General features: G+C 55.7%; 17 protein-coding genes. 5 read left to right on the top strand and 12 right to left on the bottom strand.

What is annotated here, in order from left to right; genetic code table 11:
* Positions 1–28 precede the first annotated feature (28 nt).
* The 3 genes from ampE to FFI90_RS19395 all read right to left on the bottom strand — a co-directional run bounded on the left by ampE (position 29) and on the right by FFI90_RS19395 (position 3,984).
* Positions 29–916, bottom strand: coding sequence for a regulatory signaling modulator protein AmpE (gene ampE, locus FFI90_RS19405; RefSeq protein ID WP_144780413.1), 888 nt, complete (start codon positions 914–916; stop codon positions 29–31).
* Positions 913–1,515: a 1,6-anhydro-N-acetylmuramyl-L-alanine amidase AmpD gene (ampD, locus tag FFI90_RS19400; protein ID WP_186318024.1), complete on the bottom strand. Its 603-nt coding sequence runs from the start codon at positions 1,513–1,515 to the stop codon at positions 913–915. The genes ampE and ampD overlap by 4 nt, the downstream gene beginning before the upstream one ends.
* A gap of 123 nt (positions 1,516–1,638) precedes the next feature.
* Entirely contained in the window at positions 1,639–3,984 is a 2,346-nt protein-coding gene (locus FFI90_RS19395) for a DUF1631 domain-containing protein (protein WP_144780411.1), read from the bottom strand.
* A gap of 234 nt (positions 3,985–4,218) precedes the next feature.
* Between FFI90_RS19395 and nadC the strand changes: the two genes are divergently transcribed.
* Positions 4,219–5,058 carry a carboxylating nicotinate-nucleotide diphosphorylase gene (gene nadC / locus FFI90_RS19390; protein ID WP_144780410.1) on the top strand — a complete coding sequence of 280 codons (840 nt, stop codon included), beginning with the start codon at positions 4,219–4,221 and terminating at the stop codon, positions 5,056–5,058.
* Position 5,059: 1 nt separating this feature from the next.
* Here the strand turns inward: nadC and FFI90_RS19385 are convergent, their stop codons facing one another.
* The 5 genes from FFI90_RS19385 to FFI90_RS19365 form a co-directional block, all read right to left on the bottom strand.
* Positions 5,060–5,395: a YqcC family protein gene (locus FFI90_RS19385; protein WP_144780409.1), complete on the bottom strand. Its 336-nt coding sequence runs from the start codon at positions 5,393–5,395 to the stop codon at positions 5,060–5,062.
* Positions 5,396–5,406: 11 nt separating this feature from the next.
* On the bottom strand, positions 5,407–6,204 hold the full coding sequence (locus tag FFI90_RS19380) for a ParA family protein (RefSeq protein ID WP_144780408.1): 798 nt from the start codon (positions 6,202–6,204) through the stop codon (positions 5,407–5,409).
* A gap of 69 nt (positions 6,205–6,273) precedes the next feature.
* Positions 6,274–6,990: a DnaA regulatory inactivator Hda gene (gene hda, locus FFI90_RS19375; protein WP_144780407.1), complete on the bottom strand. Its 717-nt coding sequence runs from the start codon at positions 6,988–6,990 to the stop codon at positions 6,274–6,276.
* Positions 6,969–7,529 carry a CDP-alcohol phosphatidyltransferase family protein gene (locus FFI90_RS19370; RefSeq protein ID WP_144780406.1) on the bottom strand — a complete coding sequence of 187 codons (561 nt, stop codon included), beginning with the start codon at positions 7,527–7,529 and terminating at the stop codon, positions 6,969–6,971. Before FFI90_RS19370 ends, hda begins: the two co-directional genes overlap by 22 nt.
* A gap of 21 nt (positions 7,530–7,550) precedes the next feature.
* On the bottom strand, positions 7,551–8,876 hold the full coding sequence (locus FFI90_RS19365) for a DUF2066 domain-containing protein (protein ID WP_246123684.1): 1,326 nt from the start codon (positions 8,874–8,876) through the stop codon (positions 7,551–7,553).
* 211 nt (positions 8,877–9,087) lie between these two features.
* On the opposite strand from FFI90_RS19365, the gene purM reads away from it, so the two are divergent.
* From purM to FFI90_RS19350, 3 genes are all read left to right on the top strand, one after another.
* Complete coding sequence (purM, locus tag FFI90_RS19360) at positions 9,088–10,152, top strand: phosphoribosylformylglycinamidine cyclo-ligase (RefSeq protein ID WP_144780405.1); 1,065 nt, start codon at positions 9,088–9,090, stop codon at positions 10,150–10,152.
* Entirely contained in the window at positions 10,149–10,823 is a 675-nt protein-coding gene (gene purN, locus FFI90_RS19355) for a phosphoribosylglycinamide formyltransferase (RefSeq protein WP_144780404.1), read from the top strand. The genes purM and purN overlap by 4 nt, the downstream gene beginning before the upstream one ends.
* A gap of 72 nt (positions 10,824–10,895) precedes the next feature.
* Positions 10,896–11,663 carry a DUF3108 domain-containing protein gene (locus FFI90_RS19350; protein ID WP_246123683.1) on the top strand — a complete coding sequence of 256 codons (768 nt, stop codon included), beginning with the start codon at positions 10,896–10,898 and terminating at the stop codon, positions 11,661–11,663.
* Here the strand turns inward: FFI90_RS19350 and FFI90_RS19345 are convergent.
* The 4 genes from FFI90_RS19345 to apbC all read right to left on the bottom strand — a co-directional run bounded on the left by FFI90_RS19345 (position 11,660) and on the right by apbC (position 15,474).
* A complete protein-coding gene (locus tag FFI90_RS19345) occupies positions 11,660–12,937 on the bottom strand; it encodes a valine--pyruvate transaminase (protein ID WP_144780403.1) in 1,278 nt (425 codons plus the stop codon). The genes FFI90_RS19350 and FFI90_RS19345 overlap by 4 nt on opposite strands.
* Positions 12,938–12,966: 29 nt before the next feature.
* Positions 12,967–13,566: a YjaG family protein gene (locus FFI90_RS19340; RefSeq protein WP_144780402.1), complete on the bottom strand. Its 600-nt coding sequence runs from the start codon at positions 13,564–13,566 to the stop codon at positions 12,967–12,969.
* Positions 13,563–14,129 carry a dCTP deaminase gene (gene dcd, locus FFI90_RS19335; RefSeq protein WP_144780401.1) on the bottom strand — a complete coding sequence of 189 codons (567 nt, stop codon included), beginning with the start codon at positions 14,127–14,129 and terminating at the stop codon, positions 13,563–13,565. The genes FFI90_RS19340 and dcd overlap by 4 nt, the downstream gene beginning before the upstream one ends.
* Before the next feature lie 244 nt (positions 14,130–14,373).
* Complete coding sequence (gene apbC, locus FFI90_RS19330) at positions 14,374–15,474, bottom strand: iron-sulfur cluster carrier protein ApbC (RefSeq protein ID WP_144780400.1); 1,101 nt, start codon at positions 15,472–15,474, stop codon at positions 14,374–14,376.
* 139 nt (positions 15,475–15,613) lie between these two features.
* Between apbC and metG the strand changes: the two genes are divergently transcribed.
* Positions 15,614–17,656, top strand: coding sequence for a methionine--tRNA ligase (gene metG, locus FFI90_RS19325; RefSeq protein WP_144780399.1), 2,043 nt, complete (start codon positions 15,614–15,616; stop codon positions 17,654–17,656).
* Positions 17,657–17,703 lie beyond the last annotated feature (47 nt).

Genomic DNA, 17,703 nt, shown 5'->3' with positions numbered 1-17,703 from the left:
TGAGCGCTATCTTTCGCTGTCTGCACCTTCATACAACCCCTGCAATCACCAGCAGCGCCAGTACGCAAATCCACACCAGCATACTCCGGTTCAGCAAGTCCCTCACGGCACTCAGGCTACGTCCGCCAAAACTGGCCCATTCGTCCGGGTGTACGCGGGAAAAGCGGGCCGGGTCAAGCGCATACCCGGTTAACGACCCATTGGCAGAGATCATGAGCACTTCTGAAGTTTTTTTACTGATTCCGAGAATCGCTGCCTTGGCCTCTCCCAGCCAACCCGACAGGTCACCCGCAATCCCAAAAGTAATCGACAGCAGCCTTACCGGTATCCAGCTAATCCACTCGCAGGCTTTGAGGTACCTCGGCCTTGCCGCGGCTTGGGGCCATTGCTCAGCCAGAGCCAATAGTCCACGCGCGAATATCGCAAGGCCAACGCCACCTACGACATACCAGAATGCAATAAGGAAAAAACGTTGAAAGACCGTCAGCATCAGTGCCCGGGATAGCGAGAGGTGCATTACCTCCGGCGACGCTGCCGCACCGCGCTCTGCCGCCGGCAGACGGTCCTGAATATGGTGCCAGGCCGCCTGCATATCACCCTTGTGCCAAGCATCGCTATAGGCCTCAACAGACTTACGCCAGCCAGGCGCCCCCATCAGTAGAACGAGAACAAGAATTTCGAGAGGATAACCAGCTACTCGCCAGCCGTAGAGCGACAGGATATATACACAAACGGCCGCCAGCACTGCAGGCAAGGCTACCAGAACAAAGCCAGCCATAACGCCTGGTTCACGCCCGGCTTTAGCGACGCGGCCCTTACGAAACCAGTGGCGCCATAGCACATCACTGGAAACCGCATTGTAGCCGTCAAGGCGCCTGCGCACGAGGTAGGCAATCAGAAACACCACGAGAATCATTCAGAGGGCCCCCTGTGGGCCAGTTTTTCACAATGCCCGCCAGACTGCGCTGCTTGCAATGAAGCACGGAAACTGTGCCAGTCAAACGCTGGTCCGGGATCAGTCTTGCGACCCGGCGCAATGTCACAGTGCCCGGTAATCCGATCGTTTGTAATGGCCGGCCAAGCCGAGCTGATCACCTTGGTGAGCACTGCCAGCGAGTGATACTGCTCCGCCGTATAGGGCACGTCATCCGCGCCCTCAAGCTCAATACCAATGGAGAAATCATTACACTCCTCAACCCCCTCGAAACAGGAGCGACCTGCGTGCCAGGCCCGCTCCAGAAGGCTGACAAACTGCACGACGGCGCCATCCCGCCTGATCAGAGCATGAGCGGAAACACGCATCTCGGCAATGGTTGAGAAGTATGGGTGTTCAGCTGGATTCAGACAGTTCGTAAAAAAGTCTTCAATGTAGCGCCCACCAAACTGACCGGGGGGAAGGCTGATGTTATGCACCACCAGCAGACTTATAGTCGCATCTTCGGGGCGGGAACCGTAGTTCGGCGACGGACACCAGCGGGCAGACGAAAGGCGCCCCGTTTTGCGGAGAGTTTCAATGTTTTCTCCATAAACGGTTGCGAGGGAGTGATCGGAGGCTGAATGAAGCAATATGAGTCCACAATTATCAGAGCATTACACCGTGACTGGATTGAATCACAAAGTAACGCTCGTTACCACGGATCAATCCTTGCGGCTGCTGCGCAGGTTATCGATGATGGACTCAAGTGCCCTGTCAAAAATAAGCCCGTCATCGAGCATGCTGACGGCACCGCTCGCCATAGCGGCAGCCAGCTCCTGACGGCGGTACTCAGCAACCTTGGCGCCGCTGCGATTGACGAAGATGTACTTGCCCGTGGCTCGTATAAATGCCGCCAACTTGCAACGGACCTTGGTACCGTCGCGGGTGAGCTCAACCCAGGCACCAACACGCAGGCTGTCTGCCTGATCCAGCCATTGCCGGGAAATCGCTTCTTCATTTTCCAAAGCAGAGGCGAGCTCGCCGGGCTCCGAAAGCACCGGTGGCTCAATCTCAACTTCGCCGGGCCCGGCCACTGCCGCCTGCAAGCCTCCGGTAACTGGCTCTGGAACCTCTGGCTCCCGCTTGACTTCAGGCTCTGCCACAGCTTCCAGTGCGGCCTTATCTGCGGCCTCCGGCGGCGCTGGCCGGGACGGTGCCGTCGCCAGACGCTGAAAAACATCAACGTGCGCCAGTTCCAGATCACGAACCGCTGTATCGGTTGCAAACGGGTCCCAGGAAATTTCCTGAAGCGCCACGCGAAAGTCGTCAACAATTGCCGGAATCGCTCGGAGAAGTGCGCTTCGAGTTGAGTCATCAACGGGCTGCGGATCGACACTCCACACGATATGGCCAGTCAATTCACGGGCATCAGCCCAGCGTTCGCCGTCTTCACCTTCCCGCAACAGGACCCACTGAAGGTATTTTGTCCAGGCTTCGTTCAGCATCTCAAGAACGGGCTCAGGAATGTCCCTGTCGGACGTAAGACCCCGAACCAGTGAGCCAGCCACCTGACACGCACGCTCCTGGCGCGCCCGTCCTTCCTCTGCATCCCGAAGTCGCTGCTCTACCAGCTCTCGCCGACGGCGATCAAGATCCGTGAAATGGCTGAAGTCTTTCAGAAGCTCATCGAACAGCGACACATTGTTCGTGAACTCGCTCAGCACGCGATCCACGACCGACTCGATTTTCTCAAGCAGAGGATCACGCTGACCAGGGCGCTTCTCACTCCAGCCGATAGCAGAAAGCGCCAATTCATTCAGTAACTTGCGAACAGGGTGGCCGCCGCGATTAAAAAAATTCTTGTCGCTCAATGCAACTTTTAACACCGGTATCTGCAACCGCCCGATGAGCGCCTTCATCACCGGGTGCAGCTGCCGGTCTTCCAGAATAAAATCGAACAGCATGGACACGAGGTTGATAACATCGTTGTCCACTTGGCCGATACTGGCTGTCTGGCCATTGGCGGCCTGGAGAACAGACTGCAGCTGCTGATCGAGGGTAGGAACTTCAACACCTTCCCACTGGCCACAGGCTGTCTGCGCTTCGCTGAGGCGGGCCATCAGCCTGTCAGTATCGAGATACGCCTCTCCCGCGGCACCTGGCTCGGCCGCAGCCTGAAAACTGCTCCTCTGGTGCAGAAGTTCGCTCAATTCAGAAAAGGTTGCATGGGAAGCGCCGCCCTGTATCTGGTCATAACCATCATTTTGGCGTCTGCTCAGTTCGCCCGCCCCTTCGACGGAGCCTTGCTGGGCAGAACTCGAGGGTACGGGCACTGAAGTCGCCGATCGGGTGCTGGCCGCATTCGCTGCAGAACGGGACGGTGCTCGCTTGACATCTGGCAGAATGCCTTCCGAAATCAGAGTGCGGTTCGCTTCCTGATAAAAATCACCAAGCGTATCTGCCAGCAAGCGATCAAACAGTTTCAACACAACAAGTTTTGCCCGAATATCTATATCGAGATCCGCACAGGCTTCAGCGAGGCCTCCGCAGATAACTTCCGGACTCAGCGGCATCTGGTTATCCGCCAGCTCAACTCCAGGCACCAGGTGATTAACCCGCAACGACAACAACTGGATTACGCCCTGATAACGATTGCGGAGCTTGTTGATCAGATTATCAATAGCAACCTGCTGCTCAAGGTCGGAATGTTCAACAAGGCTCAACGAATCCTGATCGACCTCATCCAGAGCACCCCCGGATTGCCGGGGCCGGAACTTGCCGATATCGTTAAACGCCTGGCTAACGTATTGCAGTACGGAGACAGCCATAGCTTTACGCCGCAACCTGAGCTCGCGCATGGCATCGAAGTAGACTGCCTGATCCTTGTTAGAGCCTGCACGGTCGGCAAGCTCAAACAAGGCATCGTCAGCGCGCTCGAAGAAGCGCCCGAGAACGCCCTTTAGCGACTGTCCTGAGGTATCACGCAGGCGAACAAGGGCCGGCGGCAGATCAAACCGTGAAAACGGCTTCTGACCAGAAAAACTGACAACCTTGTTATCTTGCTTCATTGAACAACTCCGGACCAGAACACATGACACGGCTGGCCATAAATTTGGAACTACCCTGATCACACATCATACGAGTTACCCGCGTCACCTTGTGTCAGAATTTGTCACCTTTTGTGTAGACCGGACTCAGATCACAATTTCCGTCGAATTTGGCGAAACCACTGGCGGACTATAGAATTGTGCCCTCGGAGTATTTCTAAACCCTTTAGCCCCGACACACATGGATGCATGACCATGAACTTCACTGAACGCCTACGCCAGTCACGTATCGAAGCCGTCGCACTGAGCCTGCGCGAAGATATTGGAGATGGCGATATAACAGCCCGGCTTATCCCGGCGCAAAAACAGGCCACCGGGCGTGTCATTACACGTGAGCAGGCGACCATAGCGGGGCGCGAATGGGTAAACGAAGTGTTCCGTCAGGTGGACAGCTCAGTGGCTCTGGAGTGGTTGGTAGAGGATGGCCAGGCCGTTACACCGGACCAGATTCTGTTTCGCATGGAAGGTACCGCCAGAAGCCTGCTAACCGCCGAAAGAGCTGCTTTGAACTGGCTGCAAACCCTTTCCGGAGTTGCAACGAACTGCGCCGATTATGCAACGCGCGTTGCTCATACGGGCGTGCGTCTTCTGGACACCCGGAAAACCCTGCCGGGATTGCGGCTCGCCCAGAAATACGCGGTGACCTGTGGCGGCTGCCACAACCATCGAATCGGCCTGTGGGATGCGTTCCTCATCAAGGAAAACCATATTTCTGCCTGCGGATCGATTGCCGATGCAATCCGCGAAGCTCGCAGAATCGCGCCGGGCAGACCTGTAGAAGTCGAAACCGAAAACCTGGCGGAATTGGCGCAGGCACTCAGCGCAGGAGCCGACATCATTATGCTGGACGAGTTCTCCATGGAAGACATGCTCTGTGCGGTCGCAATGAACGAGGGGCGAGCAAAGCTGGAAGCATCCGGAGGCATCAACGCCAACACGTTGGTCCCCATTGCAGAAACCGGTGTTGACTATATTTCAATTGGCGCGCTGACCAAGGACGTCAGAGCCGTAGACCTCTCCATGCGCCTGGACTGATTCAGCCGGCTGACAGCAGCTTATCAAAAGTATCCAACTCCCGAATCAGGCTTTGCCCTGACTCGGGACGCCCACGAAAATACTCTTCCGCCATGGGCGCTATGCCTGAAACCGCTGGCAAGGGCTGGGCATTTTCAATAATCAGCTTCATGCGCTCCAGAAACACGAACTGGATCCACTGGGTAAACGTTAACGTATCGAGGCAGAACGGCTCTGAGCTGTTGAACGCATCTTCAGGCGGGCGCTCCGTCTCCCACATTCCGAGTTGACGCAACGCCATCTCGATACCAAGAAGACAATCAGCGACCCGCCCTGTAATGTCACCGGAACCTGTCATAAAAACCTGCCTCAATCTGCCAGAGGCTCGAGCTCTACCGCTTCGCCATGCAATACGCGGTAAAGGTCTTCAAACTGACGGGTAAGCGGGTGCTTTGGTGCCATGTGAATAAGCGGTTGTCGGCACTGGTGAGATTCTTTCATTTTGACCGAACTGGAAAGACGCACCGGTAGAACTGGCAGGCCTTCCTCTATCAGCTCTTTGACCAGTTGCCTGGGCAGGGTAGCCCGTGGTTGAAACTGGTTGGCAACAATGCCTTCCACAACAAGCTCATCGTTATGATCTTCCTGCAGGTCACGGATTTCGTTAAGTATATTGTAAAGCGCCTGACGGGAAAAATCGTCGCAGTCAAACGGGATCAGGCAGCGCTGGGCTGCTATAAGCGCCGAGCGGGTATAAAAGTTAAGCGCGGGGGCCGTATCAATGTAAATGGCATCGAAGGATTCGCCCAACTTTTTCAGCGCTTCCCGTAGCTTGTAAATTTTGTGTTTGGCTTCGAGCTTGCGCTCAAGGAAATCCAGTTCCGGACTGGAAGGCATAACGAAAAGATTCTTGAACGGCGTTGCGTGCACGAACTCTTCGGGGCGCCGGTTGAACACCTTGAACGCAACCGTCTGCTCCAGCATATCTGCAACGGTGTCCTTGAGCTCACTGGCCGGCTTGCCCAGGAGATAATGCGTCGAGTTGCCTTGGGGATCCAGATCAACCACAAGCGTGCGCTTGCCCCGGGCTGCACTGATCGCGGCCAGATTGCAGGTAATACTGGATTTTCCTACTCCACCTTTCTGGTTGAATACTACCCGTCTCATGTTGTCTCTCCATCCGGCACTTTATTCAGCGCCTTATCGTTTGAATGCTGTATCTGTGTTTTGTGGCGGTTACCACTGCATCACCGTTTTTACAAACGGAATGGTGAGGCGGCGCTGAGCCTGCAATGAATTTTCATCAAGGGTATCGAGAATAGCCAACAACTCACCAAGGCGCCTTGGTGCACGACGCATGATAAAGCCTGCGACATCATCCGTCATTGTCAGCCCACGCTGTTCAGCCCGAGCCATAAGGATTTTCAAGCGGTCATCGTCACGGTAGATGCCAAGCTGAACCGTAAATCCGTGATGCAATCGGGAAACCAGATCCGGCAAATAAAAAGGCAGGGAGCCCGGGACCTCCGAGAGACTTACCACCAACATATGGCCGGCATCGTGCAACCGGTTATACAAGTGGAAAACCGCCTCTTCCCAGTCCGCTCTTCCGGTAATCCGGTCCAGATCGTCAAGCGCAACCACGTCCATGGCGTCCAGCCCTGACAGCGCGTCCGGTCCGAAGGGCTCCAGCTCGGCAATACTCAAACACACGGCCGTTTTCCCCTCCGCCTCCGCATGGTGACAAGCGGCCTGGAGCAGGTGGCTCTTACCCGTATCGGAATCACCACAGACTACCACCACCGGCAGTCCGGCCGGCTGTCTGAATACCGACAACAGGCGCAATGCCGCTTCCCGGTTGCGATCACCATGAAAATTATCGAAACGTGCATCGTCCCGAAGCCTGACACCAAGAACCAGTTGAGAAGCGCTCACGATCGTCTGGACCTCCATGCCCGCGCACTCCAGATCACAATATAGTGGACACCGCTGAAAACAGCGGATACCGCAACCAGCCAAATTCCCACGCTCAGCCACATCGGCTGCACCGGCAACCCTGCCAGGATAATAACAGTACCCAGAACCACACAAACCTGAACCAGAGTATTTAACTTGCCTGGCATGCTGGGTTCCATATCAAAACGACCGATACAGTAGTGGTAAGCAAGAGCACCCCCAACAATAAGAAGGTCTCTCCCAAGCACCAAGGCAAAAAGCCATAACGGAAACACTGAGGTGTACGTAAGCACCAGATACGCTGTAATCAGCAGCGCTTTATCTGCCAGCGGGTCTGCCACGGCACCAAACCGCGAACGCCAGTTAAAGCGGCGTGCAAGGAAACCATCAAGCCCGTCGGTAAGTGACGCAATAGCGAAAATCATCAGTGCGAAGCGATATTCCTGCACCATCAAAACCCAGGCGAAGGGCGCAATCAACAATATGCGAACGCACGTCAAGGCGTTGGGAATCCAGCGCCAGGCGTGCGAATTCACAGACCTGCCCAGGATCGCAGCTTACTGCCCGCCATCTTTAACGATAACCGGCGTGGGCTGCCAGCGGTAATAGAGAAGCTGGTAAAGGGATTCAAACGCCTGCTCCGCCTCGTCTTCATCCACCGGGGATGGCTGGTAGGTAAACGTAGACTGATCGGACGAACCGGCATTTGCCCCGCCTTCGGAAGTGGTTTCTGACTGGGTTCCAGGCGCCTGCGCTTGTTCTGGTTCCGCCGGCGCAGCAGGTGGTTTCGCGCGGGCTTCTGGCCGCGCATTTTCCGGCTCCCCCTCAACGGGCACAAATCGGGAATCCAACGCAATGTACTGTTTGAGCTGATCCAGCTCGCCGGAAAACGCCACTCTCAACGTTAACTGCTCACCTTTAACCCGGGATGCTCCCACACTTACAACCGGAGTCAGGCCTTCAAGTACCTGGCTGGCTTTCCCATAATCCGCAACCGAGGTTACACCACGCAGGACAATATCTACCCGCGGCAAATCTCCAACTTCACCAGCCGCAACCGCATAACGATTTGCGTACAGTTCCGCCCAGCGGTTTACCAGTGCTTCCGCCAAAGCTTCACGGGTATCGGCGCTGACCGATTCTTCACTGCTGTTGAGTTGTGCTCCCTCAAACACCCAGCCTGCGCGCCACTGGCCGCCAGAACGGTTCACTCGAACCAGAGCAAGCACGTCGTGCTCCACGCCTTCAGACGCGTTACGCACACGCCCCGTAAATTGTCCCCAGATATCCGATAGCAACTCTCTGTTTCCACTGAACTCTGCGGGCGGCAGTGCGACCGGAAGCCCCCGTTCTCGGGCGGCGCGGGCAAAGGCTGACGACCAGGCCCCATTCTCACCTGCATCCGCCTGACCGCTACTATTACCTGTAACCAGCGCGCGAACACCGCGGTCTTCTACCGCTACCCACGCCAGAGTCAGAGGGCGGTTCGCACCCCAGACAGGCGCATCAACCGAGGCCAAAGCCCGGTTCACACCCACCGCGCCGAATGCCATGCTCAGCCGACTGTCACCGTTCGCCCCGCGGAGTACCTGGTAAGACAGCAACAAAGATTCCGCGTTTGCGAGCAGCGCCTGCACCCCATCGAGCGAGAGCACGTCCCGGGTGCCGGAAATTCGCACGAACACGCGAGCCAGACCGTCTGCGTATCCCTTGGACAGATCGTTCTGTCCGGAACCGGCCACTGGCACCTCAACGGAATAAAGCCCGGATACCGTAACGGCAGCCGCCGGAGCGGGCACCATGGCCAGCATGAGCGCAAAAAAAACGGCAAGCCATAAAGCTGGCAAAGGCCTGAAAACCGAGGTCTGGTCTGGTACTGGCATGAAACACCCTGCAATCTGCATGAATGGCGCATAGGATACACCATGCCCCTTGACCTGAGTAGCCGACCCGGGTTTCCGAAATGCAATCTTGACCGCCCGGAGACACCTCGACGCTGGAATCCGGGAGTGCTCGCGGCAATTGCACTTGGAGCGCTACACCGCACCTGCTAAAATCCGCCGCCTGACCCACTGGCCAACGGTTAAGAACACCATGAGCGAAAAAAAGCCTTCCCTGACTTACCGCGATGCGGGCGTAGACATTGACGCCGGCAATGAACTTGTCAGCCGCATCAAGGACACCGCCGCACGCACCCGGCGCCCCGAGGTTCTGGGAGGGCTTGGCGGGTTCGGTGCCATGGTAGCGATTCCAGCCGGGTACAAAGAACCCATTCTGATTTCAGGCACCGATGGCGTTGGAACCAAACTGAGGCTGGCGATGCAGCTTGGCAAACATGACAGCATCGGCATTGACCTCGTGGCCATGTGTGTCAACGATCTGATCGTAGGCGGTGCCGAGCCCCTGTTTTTCCTCGATTATTACGCCACTGGCAAACTCAACGTCGATATAGCAGCAAACGTTGTCTCAGGCATTGGCCAGGGTTGCGAGCAGGCCGGATGTGCACTGGTAGGCGGAGAAACCGCAGAAATGCCCGGCATGTACGAAGGCGACGATTATGATCTCGCGGGTTTTTGCGTGGGCGTGGCTGAACGCAGCGAAATCATCGATGGCAGCAATGTGCAAACGGGTGATGTTCTACTGGCGCTTGAATCATCCGGACCGCACTCCAATGGGTACTCACTGATTCGTAAAATTCTTGAGGTCAGTAACGCCGACCTCAATCAGCAGGTTGGTGATACCACTTTGGCGAACGCCCTCATGGAGCCGACACGGATTTACGTCAAAAATCTGCTAAAACTGATTCGTGAAGTGGATGTGCGCGCTCTCTCTCACATTACCGGCGGCGGTTTACCGGAAAATATTCCCAGGGTTCTGCCGAAAGGCATGATTGCGGCCATCGACACCACAAGCTGGGAACTGCCTCCGGTGTTTCAGTGGCTCAAAGACGCCGGCGGTGTGGCCAGCGAAGAAATGTACCGTACGTTTAACTGCGGCATCGGCATGATTGTCTGCGTTCCGGAAAACCAGAAAGACCTGGCCCTGGATACTCTCAAGGCTCTGGGCGAGAAGGCCTGGCAGGTAGGCCAGGTGGAGCGTGCTGAAGATACCGAAAAAGATGCACTGGTGCGCTATGCCCCGGGACTTCTTGCAGAATGAAAGCGGATCAACCAACTCTGCCCAGAATTCTGGTACTGGCCTCCGGTAGTGGAACCAATTTTCAGGCCTTGATCGACGCCAGCCGGGAGCGGGATTTTCCTGGCCAGATCATTGCTTTGGGCTGCAATCAGCCCAAAGCTTTTGCATTGGAGCGAGCCGCGCAGGCCAACGTTGAGACCTTTGTGGTGAATCATAAGGATTTCGGCTCCCGGGACGAGTTCGATGCTGCACTTATGGCCCATATCCTCCGCCATAACCCGGACCTCATTGTGCTTGCCGGCTTCATGCGAATCCTGACAACCGATTTCGTTCGTGCGTTTCGGGGCAAACTGGTAAACATCCATCCGTCGATGCTGCCGCTGTACACGGGTTTGAACACCCATCAAAGAGCACTGGATGCAGGGGATCAAACCCACGGTGTATCCATTCACTTCGTGACCGAAGAACTTGACGGCGGCCCGGTGATAGCACAGGCGGAGGTTGCGGTGACTGCGGAAGACACGGCCCAGACCCTCGCGGAAAAAGTTCAGAAAAAAGAGCACCTACTCTACCCGATTGTGGTGCGATGGTTCTGCGAAGGCCGCATCCAGCTGAGACACGAGCAAGTGTTATTCGATGGGGAGCCCCTGAACGCTCCCATGTGTTTACCGGACAGCCAGGACGCACCTTAACAGACTGTCACCCCGCGAAGCCCGCTGACCCGCTAGACTTTCAGCACTTGTGAAAGATTGGAGGTCGATCAGATGTATGCAGCCCGACGGATCATATCGGTTCCAGCAAAACGCCAGATGATCCTGCTGCCATTTCTGGCGATAGTCGCACTTCTCCTGAGCACCTCTGCAAGGTCTGAGGACAGCCCCGGCCTGCTCCCCTTTGAGGTGAGTTACGACGCATCCATGGAAAAGGGACTGTCACTTAACGGCAGCGCCAAACGCATTCTCACATCCCAGGGAAATGGCGTCTGGCTGTATCGCACCGACGTCAATTCGTTCATCGCCGATATCGATGAGTCCCTGATCCTGAAATGGGAAGATGGCCGAGTGATACCGATTCGATATCGCTATCGTCTGTCGGGATTTATGATCAAGGACAGAGAACAATCGATTGATTTCGACTGGAAGGCAGGTGTTGCGACCGGGAAATACCGTGGAAAGGCATTTGAGGTAGAACTGGAAGAAGGCACGCTGGACCCACTCGGCTTCCAGATTCAGCTGCACCAGGACATCCGAAATGGCATGCGGGAGATGGAATATCAGGTTCTGGATCGCGGCAAAATTGATAGCGAACGCTTTGCCGTAGTAAATGATGATGCGGGCATCTCAGACAGCGACTCGGCCGATGCCAGTCAGTCTTCTTATCTCAAAGCCGAGAAGATCCGCGAAAGCTCCAAGCGCCAAACCTTGATGTGGTTTGATCCGGACAACAATTTTGTGCTGGCGCACCTGCTTCAGATTGAGCCTGACGGCAGCCGCTACCAGCTATCCCTGAAGAAAGTGGACTTGGGAAACTAAGCTTCCCGGCCCGCCTCGGCCCACACTGCTTTTACCTCATCCGCGAGAATTCGCAGCCCTTGCGCTACACGCTCGTCATCCTGGGAATAGGTCACCCGCAGGCACTCATGGCGATGTTTCCAGTCATCTTCCGGCAATCCCGGGAAGAAATAATGGCCAGATACCACAAGTACACCGCGGGCTTTTAGTCGCTGGTAGAGCTCGAGGCTTGTAATGGGCAAATCCGGGAACCACAACCAGAGGAACATTGCACCTTCTGGCTTGTGCACGTACCAGCGATAACTGTCCTCACCCATCGCCTCGCGGAACGCCGCCACGGCGCGCTCCATCTTTCTCTTGTAGAACGGGCAGACCACATCCCGACTCAGGGACAGGATCTCTCCTGAGCGCACTAACGGCTCGGCGAGCATGGCGCCGAAACTTCCTGTCGCCAGGTTCATGATGGCATTAATGCCAGACAATGCCTTGATCACCGGCTTGGCAGCAATAACAATGCCTGTCCGGGCTGCCGGCAAGCCAAGCTTGGACAGGCTCAGACACAGAATGATCTGTTCGTTCCAGGTGGGCTTGGCATCCACAAACAGCAAGCTCGGGAAAGGCGTACCGTAGGCTCCATCGACGATCAGCGGCACGTCATGCTGGCGCGCCATCTCTTCAAGCCGAGCCATCTCTGCGTCAGTAACCACGTTCCCGGTCGGGTTGGTTGGCCGGGATACGCAGATCGCACCCGTCTCCCCGGTTACCTCTACCGCATCAAAATCCACACGGTATTTGAATTCGTGGGCGTCGGTAAATGAAATGTCCGGCTGCACGGCGTGAAACATACCCGGCTCAATGCCGGCATCCGCATAACCGATATATTCAGGTGCCAGGGGCAGCAATATGTGCTTGCGCTGGCCTTCACCGTAATCGCCGCCGAACATGTTGAACAACATGAAGAACGCAGCCTGACTGCCATTGGTGAGCGCGATATTTTCAGGCTTCAGATCCCACCCGTATTCACGGCTAAGCAGGTCAGCAAGCGAGGCAATAAATTGTTTTTCGCCTTGCGGCGGATCGTAAACACCTACCAGCCGGCGGACGTCGCTTTCACTCCGGCTCATGTCTCCGAGAATTTCCTGTACCCGCTTCTGTATCTCAGGGATGTGCCCCGGATTGCCCCCGCCCATCATAATCATGTCGTCGCCAGATGCCATGGCATTTCCCAGGTCATCCATTAGCGAGGTTATGCCGGCGTCAGCGGTAAACTTACGACCGAAAGTAGAAAGTTTCATGGGGTTATATCCATCTGATCAATGAAGCTTCAATCTCCCAGCGAGATGCCAAGGTTGCTGACACCTTCGTTTGCTGCGTCTTCCCGAAGGTCCGTGATGAATTTTTCCAGCGGCGTGCGCTGGCGCTTGAGGGCCAGTACCAGATCACGCTGGAAGGTTTTGTCTTCTTTCATCAGGGGGTGAGAGTCCAGCAAACGCACCAGCTCGTCTTCTTCCAGACCTTCGCCTTCGGACAGTTCGATAAAACTCATAACAGTGCCGGTAGCCAGTTGCGAGGCGTCCGTGGCCCGGTGTTTTGAGGGGTTCAGGCGATTAAGCAGCGCCTGCTCCAATAGCTGGCAGAAATCGAAAGCGGGATATACACCATAGGCGTCATAGGCTTCCACGTCCGGGGACAAAGCTTCGAGTTTTGCCAGTAGTTGCGGAATAGCAGTTTCTGTTACGTCTTCCTGGAGCGTGCCCCAGGCAAGATCCAGAATCTGGTGCATTTTGCCGCCAGTTTTCAGGCCAACTGCTTCGGCGAACAGGGCATAATTTGGAAACGACCGCTCGGCAAGGGCCAGCAGGAAGGCGCATTCACGCCATCCCTGCAGCTGCGAAACAGCTTTGAGAAACTGGTTGGCGTTCATGTTTTTGGGAGGGTCACGCCGGTCTGGCCGAAATATTTACCACCCCGGTCTTTGTAGCTGGTTTCACAGATTTCATCAGACTCGAAGAAGAGCATCTGGGCGATACCTTCGTTCGCGTAGATTTTCGCCGGGAGGTTGGTGGTGTTGGAAAACTCCAGGGTTACGTGGCCTTCCCACTCCGGTTCCAGCGGGGTGACGTTTACGATGATGCCACAGCGTGCGTAGGTCGATTTGCCCAGGCATACGGTAAGTACGCTGCGTGGGATGCGAAAGTATTCTACGGTGCGCGCAAGGGCAAAGGAGTTCGGCGGGATGATGCAGACGTCGCCGGTGAAATCCACGAAGCTTTTTTCGTCGAAGTTTTTGGGGTCAACGGTGACGGAGTGTACGTTGGTGAAGATTTTGAATTCGTTGCTGCAACGTACGTCGTAGCCGTAACTGGAAGTGCCGTAGGAGATGATCCGGCCTTTTTCAGTTTCACGAACTTGTCCGCTTTCGAAGGGTTCGATCATGCGGTGTTTTTCGGACATCCGGCGAATCCACTTATCGGCTTTGATGCTCATGGCGAAGTCTCGTATCCACTGGGAAAATTGGGGCGTAGTTTACCTGTTCGGCTGGGTTCTGTCGAAGCTCTTGATTGTTGGCATTTTGTGGCTGCAGTCGCAGGAAAGGCGGTTCAAAAACCGCTTCAAGCACATCCCTGTGGGCTTGTCTCCGGCCGTCCCTGGCCTCCGACATTTTTGAACCGCCTTTCCTGCGCCTGCGAGCGGGGCTGAATGCAATCCGCCGTGGGAGCTATGTGAACGCTTAATGCGACTTTACGGACACGCTTGAGATTGAGCCGCTCAGGTTACGCTCTCTTGTTGAAAGCTCTGCACCAACCCTGCGTGCGATATCCCGGTAACGGCGGGCCACTTCGGAATCCGGTTCTGCCACCACGGTGGGTTGGCCGCTGTCGGTCTGTTCACGGATGGTCATGTGCAAGGGTAACTGGCCCAGCAGGGTTGTTTCGTATTCATCGGCAATGCGTTCACCGCCGCCCTCACCGAACAGGTGCTCTTCGTAGCCGCAATTGCTGCAGATGTGCACGCTCATGTTTTCCACAACGCCGAGCACCGGGATTTCGACCTTTCGGAACATTTCTATGCCACGTTTGCCGTCAAGCAGGGCAATGTCCTGAGGGGTGGTGACGATAACGGCACCGGTAACCGGGACTTTCTGGGCCAGGGTGAGCTGGATATCGCCGGTGCCTGGCGGCATGTCGACAATGAGATAGTCGAGTTCGTCCCACAGGGTTTGCTGCAGAAGCTGCATGACGGCGCCGCTAACCATAGGCCCGCGCCAGACCATGGGGGTTTTGTCGGTGGTTACGAAAGCCATGGACATGGCCTGGAGGCCGTGGGCTTCCATGGGCAGGAAGTATTTTTCCTCTCTCACGCCCGGGCGCTTGTCTTCAGGAACGCCGAGCATCATGCCGATGCTGGGACCATATATGTCGGCGTCGAGCACGCCGACACGGGCACCTTCTGCCTGCAGCGCGAGGGCAAGGTTGACGGCGGTGGTGGATTTACCTACGCCGCCTTTGCCCGAAGCAACGGCTATGATGTTTTTGACGCCGGGAACCGACGGCAGGTCTTTCTGGACTTTGTAGGAATGGATTTTCTGAGCCACGTGAACATCGGCGGTTTCGACTCCATCAACGTTTTCAATCGCGTTGGCAACCAGTTGTTTCAGGCCGCCCGCGATGCCTTTTGACGGGTATGGCAGCTCTACCATCAGCGTCACTTTGCCCGCTTCGTCAGCCACCAGTGACTTTACGGCACCCAGGTCGTATAGGTCCTTTTCCAGGTACGGGTCTCGGTATTCACGAACCGCCGCCTGCAAGGCCTGCTCTGAAATCTGTGTCATCTGGCTCTCCGTAATAAGATCATGCGGTTTTTCAGCATGAAAACAGGTGTTTCGGGTGAAAATTATCTGCTCAAAAGGTATCATCTGGGCCCGTTTCTGACCATACAACCCTTATCTGATGAAAGGTTCGGACAACACCATGACGCAAGCGAGTTCAAAGCAACAGCGCGATATTCTGGTTACCAGCGCCCTGCCCTACGCCAATGGCCCCATTCACCTGGGCCATCTGCTGGAATACATTCAGACCGATATCTGGGTGCGCTATCAGAACATGCGGGGCCACACTTGCTACTACGTTTGCGCGGATGACGCCCACGGCACGGCCATCATGCTTCGGGCCGAGCGCGAAGGTATAACGCCGGAGCAGCTGATCGACCGGATCCGTGAGGAGCACCAGCAGGATTTCAGCGGCTTTCACATCCGCTTTGATAACTACTACACCACCCATTCGGAAGAGAATCGCTATTTTTCGGAATACATCTACCGTCAGTTGCAAAACAACGGCAAAATCGCGACCCGCATGATCACCCAGTCGTTTGATCCTGAGAAGAACATGTTTCTCGCGGATCGATTCATCAAAGGCACCTGTCCGAAATGCAAAACCGACGACCAGTATGGCGACAACTGTGAGGCTTGCGGTGCAACCTACACACCGGCAGAGCTGATCAACCCGCGCTCTGCTGTATCTGGCGCCACGCCCATTGAGAAGGAATCGGAGCACTACTTCTTCAAACTGCCGGAGTTTACCGACTTCCTGACCAAGTGGACACGCAGTGGTGCATTGCAGCCACAAGTGGCCAACAAGCTGGCTGAGTGGCTCGATGCCGGCCTTCAGGAATGGGATATCAGCCGTGATGCGCCCTATTTCGGCTTTGAAATTCCCGATGCGCCTGGCAAGTTTTTCTATGTGTGGCTGGATGCGCCCATAGGCTACCTCGCAAGCTTCAAAAACCTGTGCAATCGGGAAGATATCGATTTCGAGCATTTCTGGAAAGCAGATTCCAGCGCCGAGGTTTATCACTTTATCGGCAAGGACATCATCAACTTCCACGCCCTGTTCTGGCCAGCTATGCTGCACGACGCTGGCTTCCGCACGCCAACGGCGGTCTGGGCGCACGGATTTGTGACCGTCAACGGTAAGAAGATGTCCAAATCCCGGGGCACCTTCATTATGGCCCGCACATACCTGGACCATCTGAACCCGGAATACCTGCGCTATTACTTCGCCGCCAAGCTGACCGGCGGCGTGGACGACATGGACCTCAACCTGGAAGACTTTGCCGCCAGGGTGAATTCGGATCTGGTGGGCAAGGTGGTCAACATTGCCAGCCGCAGTGCCGGTTTCATCACCAAGCGCTTTGATGGAAAGCTTGGCCAGGTAACCGAGCACGACAAGCTGAAAGAGTTCATGGCGGCCGGCAAGGAGCTTGAAACCTACTACGAAACCCGGGAATTCGGTCGTGCAATGCGCCGTATCATGGAGCTTGCCGACATCGCCAACCAATACGTAAATGATGAACAGCCCTGGGTGATTGCCAAGCAGGAAGGTCAGGACGAAAAGCTCCAGGCCATCTGTACCAACGCCCTCAACATGTTCCACTTGTTAATGACGTACCTCGCTCCGGTATTGCCGGAAACGGCCAAGGCGTCCGAAGACTTCCTGAACGCGAAGCTGGATTGGAATAACCGCAGTGAGCGGCTGGAGAACCACAGCATCAACAAGTTCTCGCCTTTGATGAGCCGGGTGGATATGGCGCAGATCGAAAAAATGCTGGATGCCTCCAAAGAGGAAATGCCAGCTGCAATCGGCAAACCGGCCGAGCCCGCCCAATCCGAAAAGAGCGAAGCCATTGCGAGTGAAATAGAATTTGATGATTTTGCCAAGGTGGATCTTCGGGTCGTTAAAATAGTCAAAGCCGAGCACGTTGAAGGTGCAGACAAGCTTCTTCGTCTGACGCTTGATCTGGGGCATGGCGAGCGCAACGTGTTTGCTGGTATCAAGTCTGCCTACAACCCTGAGGATCTTGAAGGTCGGCTTACCGTAATGGTCGCCAACCTCAAACCAAGAAAAATGAAGTTTGGCATGTCTGAAGGCATGGTTCTGGCGGCGGGCCCGGGTGGTAAGGATATCTTTATCCTGTCTCCGGATTCCGGTGCGACCCCTGGCATGCGGGTAATGTAAACAAACATCGAGGCCGTGCGCCGAGGTCGCGCAATGATGATGCAGCA

Origin of the sequence: Marinobacter maritimus, assembly GCF_007671675.1 — a bacterium.
GTDB classification, from domain to species: Bacteria; Pseudomonadota; Gammaproteobacteria; order Pseudomonadales; family Oleiphilaceae; genus Marinobacter; species Marinobacter maritimus.
This window is presented reverse-complemented; position numbering and strand designations above follow the sequence as displayed.

Excerpts from the sequence above, each read along its gene's own strand:
- purN (WP_144780404.1), top strand. The coding sequence starts at position 10,149 with ATGAAAGCGGATCAACCAACTCTGCCCAGAATTCTGGTACTGGCCTCC.
- FFI90_RS19340 (WP_144780402.1), bottom strand. The coding sequence starts at position 13,566 with ATGAACGCCAACCAGTTTCTCAAAGCTGTTTCGCAGCTGCAGGGATGG.
- FFI90_RS19385 (WP_144780409.1), bottom strand. The coding sequence starts at position 5,395 with ATGACAGGTTCCGGTGACATTACAGGGCGGGTCGCTGATTGTCTTCTT.
- nadC (WP_144780410.1), top strand. The coding sequence starts at position 4,219 with ATGAACTTCACTGAACGCCTACGCCAGTCACGTATCGAAGCCGTCGCA.
- FFI90_RS19365 (WP_246123684.1), bottom strand. The coding sequence starts at position 8,876 with ATGCCAGTACCAGACCAGACCTCGGTTTTCAGGCCTTTGCCAGCTTTA.
- dcd (WP_144780401.1), bottom strand. The coding sequence starts at position 14,129 with ATGAGCATCAAAGCCGATAAGTGGATTCGCCGGATGTCCGAAAAACAC.
- purM (WP_144780405.1), top strand. The coding sequence starts at position 9,088 with ATGAGCGAAAAAAAGCCTTCCCTGACTTACCGCGATGCGGGCGTAGAC.
- metG (WP_144780399.1), top strand. The coding sequence starts at position 15,614 with ATGACGCAAGCGAGTTCAAAGCAACAGCGCGATATTCTGGTTACCAGC.
- apbC (WP_144780400.1), bottom strand. The coding sequence starts at position 15,474 with ATGACACAGATTTCAGAGCAGGCCTTGCAGGCGGCGGTTCGTGAATAC.
- ampE (WP_144780413.1), bottom strand. The coding sequence starts at position 916 with ATGATTCTCGTGGTGTTTCTGATTGCCTACCTCGTGCGCAGGCGCCTT.
- FFI90_RS19380 (WP_144780408.1), bottom strand. The coding sequence starts at position 6,204 with ATGAGACGGGTAGTATTCAACCAGAAAGGTGGAGTAGGAAAATCCAGT.
- hda (WP_144780407.1), bottom strand. The coding sequence starts at position 6,990 with ATGGAGGTCCAGACGATCGTGAGCGCTTCTCAACTGGTTCTTGGTGTC.
- FFI90_RS19350 (WP_246123683.1), top strand. The coding sequence starts at position 10,896 with ATGTATGCAGCCCGACGGATCATATCGGTTCCAGCAAAACGCCAGATG.
- FFI90_RS19345 (WP_144780403.1), bottom strand. The coding sequence starts at position 12,937 with ATGAAACTTTCTACTTTCGGTCGTAAGTTTACCGCTGACGCCGGCATA.
- FFI90_RS19395 (WP_144780411.1), bottom strand. The coding sequence starts at position 3,984 with ATGAAGCAAGATAACAAGGTTGTCAGTTTTTCTGGTCAGAAGCCGTTT.